The organism is Peribacillus simplex (assembly GCF_001542915.1).
Lineage (GTDB): Bacteria > Bacillota > Bacilli > Bacillales > DSM-1321 > Peribacillus > Peribacillus simplex_B.
The window spans coordinates 1-2,067 of the sequence record NZ_LNNH01000048.1; the positions used below are offsets into that span (position 1 = coordinate 1).

General features: G+C 50.9%; 9 tRNA genes and 2 rRNA genes. All 11 read right to left on the reverse strand.

The annotated features are described in order from the left end of the window. Positions 1–861 (reverse strand): 16S ribosomal RNA (locus AS888_RS20715); the annotation flags it as partial. A gap of 158 nt (positions 862–1,019) precedes the next feature. Further along, positions 1,020–1,095 (reverse strand) — tRNA-Ala (locus AS888_RS20720). Between the two features lie 8 nt (positions 1,096–1,103). Continuing rightward, a tRNA-Pro gene (locus AS888_RS20725) sits at positions 1,104–1,180 on the reverse strand. Between the two features lie 9 nt (positions 1,181–1,189). Next, positions 1,190–1,266, reverse strand: a tRNA-Arg gene (locus AS888_RS20730). A gap of 14 nt (positions 1,267–1,280) precedes the next feature. Next, positions 1,281–1,369 (reverse strand) — tRNA-Leu (locus tag AS888_RS20735). A 12-nt stretch (positions 1,370–1,381) separates the two neighbouring features. Next, positions 1,382–1,456 (reverse strand) — tRNA-Gly (locus AS888_RS20740). A 6-nt stretch (positions 1,457–1,462) separates the two neighbouring features. Next, positions 1,463–1,544 (reverse strand) — tRNA-Leu (locus tag AS888_RS20745). A gap of 10 nt (positions 1,545–1,554) precedes the next feature. After that, positions 1,555–1,630 (reverse strand) — tRNA-Lys (locus tag AS888_RS20750). A 42-nt stretch (positions 1,631–1,672) separates the two neighbouring features. Next, positions 1,673–1,748, reverse strand: a tRNA-Thr gene (locus tag AS888_RS20755). An 11-nt stretch (positions 1,749–1,759) separates the two neighbouring features. Beyond that, positions 1,760–1,835 (reverse strand) — tRNA-Val (locus AS888_RS20760). A 10-nt stretch (positions 1,836–1,845) separates the two neighbouring features. Further along, a 5S ribosomal RNA gene (gene rrf, locus AS888_RS20765) occupies positions 1,846–1,961 on the reverse strand. Positions 1,962–2,067 lie beyond the last annotated feature (106 nt).

A 2,067-nucleotide genomic window follows, 5' to 3' on the forward strand; every position in this document is an offset into this window, starting at 1 on the left:
ACTAAAGGGCGGAAACCCTCTAACACTTAGCACTCATCGTTTACGGCGTGGACTACCAGGGTATCTAATCCTGTTTGCTCCCCACGCTTTCGCGCCTCAGCGTCAGTTACAGACCAGAAAGTCGCCTTCGCCACTGGTGTTCCTCCAAATCTCTACGCATTTCACCGCTACACTTGGAATTCCACTTTCCTCTTCTGCACTCAAGTTCCCCAGTTTCCAATGACCCTCCACGGTTGAGCCGTGGGCTTTCACATCAGACTTAAGGAACCACCTGCGCGCGCTTTACGCCCAATAATTCCGGACAACGCTTGCCACCTACGTATTACCGCGGCTGCTGGCACGTAGTTAGCCGTGGCTTTCTGGTTAGGTACCGTCAAGGTACCAGCAGTTACTCTGGTACTTGTTCTTCCCTAACAACAGAACTTTACGACCCGAAGGCCTTCTTCGTTCACGCGGCGTTGCTCCGTCAGACTTTCGTCCATTGCGGAAGATTCCCTACTGCTGCCTCCCGTAGGAGTCTGGGCCGTGTCTCAGTCCCAGTGTGGCCGATCACCCTCTCAGGTCGGCTACGCATCGTCGCCTTGGTGAGCCATTACCTCACCAACTAGCTAATGCGCCGCGGGCCCATCTATAAGTGACAGCGTAAACCGTCTTTCCATCTTTCCTCATGCGAGAAAAGAACGTATCCGGTATTAGCTCCGGTTTCCCGAAGTTATCCCAGTCTTATAGGCAGGTTGCCCACGTGTTACTCACCCGTCCGCCGCTAATCTCAGGGAGCAAGCTCCCATCGATTCGCTCGACTTGCATGTATTAGGCACGTCGCCAGCGTTCGTCCTGAGCCAGGATCAAACTCTCCGAAGAAATGTTTGACTTGCTCATTTGCTTTTTGATAGTGTGTGCTCACTTAAAAATTAACGTTGGCGCTTTGTTTTGTTCAGTTTTCAAAGAGCAATTAAACTCTGGTAAAGAGTCAACTTTCATATCTTAACAAAACCTTTTTGGTTTGTCAAGGATTTTTTTGGTGGAGCCTAGCGGGATCGAACCGCTGACCTCCTGCGTGCAAGGCAGGCGCTCTCCCAGCTGAGCTAAGGCCCCGGAAATAATGGTCGGGAAGACAGGATTCGAACCTGCGACCCCTTGGTCCCAAACCAAGTGCTCTACCAAGCTGAGCTACTTCCCGATAAAAATATGGTGCGCCCGGCGGGAGTCGAACCTACAACCTTCTGATTCGTAGTCAGATGCTCTATCCAATTGAGCTACGGGCGCATATTAAGTTTAGATGGTGCCGAGGACCGGAATCGAACCGGTACGGTAGTCACCTACCGCAGGATTTTAAGTCCTGTGCGTCTGCCAGTTCCGCCACCCCGGCATAAATAAATAGTGGAGCGGAAGACGGGATTCGAACCCGCGACCCCAACCTTGGCAAGGTTGTATTCTACCACTGAACTACTTCCGCTAAACATGCGGGTGAAGGGACTTGAACCCCCACGCCTTGCGGCGCCAGATCCTAAGTCTGGTGCGTCTGCCAATTCCGCCACACCCGCATAATAAAAATGGTGAGCCATGAAGGATTCGAACCTTCGACCCTCTGATTAAAAGTCAGATGCTCTACCAACTGAGCTAATGGCTCATATATACTATTTATATATGCTTATTAAAGCTTGTACGAAGATGGTGCCGGCAAGAGGACTTGAACCCCCAACCTACTGATTACAAGTCAGTTGCTCTACCAGTTGAGCTACACCGGCAGGTGTAATAATGGTGGAGGATGACGGGATCGAACCGCCGACCCTCTGCTTGTAAGGCAGATGCTCTCCCAGCTGAGCTAATCCTCCATATGTAACTGCTTGGCGGCGTCCTACTCTCACAGGGGGAGACCCCCAACTACCATCGGCGCTGAAGAGCTTAACTGCCGTGTTCGGAATGGGAACGGGTGTGACCTCTTCGCTATCGCCACCAAACATATCAGGAACGTTGTTCCTTCAAAACTAGATAATAAGAAGGCATTTCATTTTTTAAAGCGTTGGTTAAGTCCTCGATCTATTAGTATCAGTCAGCTCCACATGT